Origin of the sequence: Aeromicrobium phragmitis (assembly GCF_003674095.1) — a bacterium.
Lineage (GTDB): Bacteria > Actinomycetota > Actinomycetes > Propionibacteriales > Nocardioidaceae > Aeromicrobium > Aeromicrobium phragmitis.
Window position 1 is genome coordinate 1 of sequence record NZ_RDBF01000259.1, and the last position, 311, is coordinate 311.

The following is a 311-nucleotide window of genomic DNA, read 5'->3' on the forward strand; positions in this document are numbered from 1 at the left end:
GTCGTCCCACGAGTGCTCCCCGTAACGGTAAGCCCCGAGTTTGCGTTGCAGGACCAGATCGTGAAAGTCCTCCACCATCCGCTCGAACGGCACGACGGAGTGCAGCGTCACGAACACGAGGCCCTGTCGTCGCGCCTCGTCGAGCATCGAGTCGGGGACGGAGAAGAACGAACGGCCCATTTCCATCACCACGGCGACGCACCCCGCCTCGGCGACCTCTCGCACGTACGACGCCAGTTGTTCCGACGTCCGTCCGTGCAGGCCGAGGCCGCTGGTGAGCAGCACCTCGCCCCCGGCCAGCAACGAGCCCA

General features: G+C 66.6%; 1 protein-coding gene. It reads right to left on the minus strand.

Annotation, left to right across the window (positions count from 1 at the left end):
• Positions 1–311: PucR family transcriptional regulator ligand-binding domain-containing protein (locus D9V41_RS17240; protein ID WP_208006947.1), on the minus strand; the 311-nt coding region annotated here is incomplete at both ends.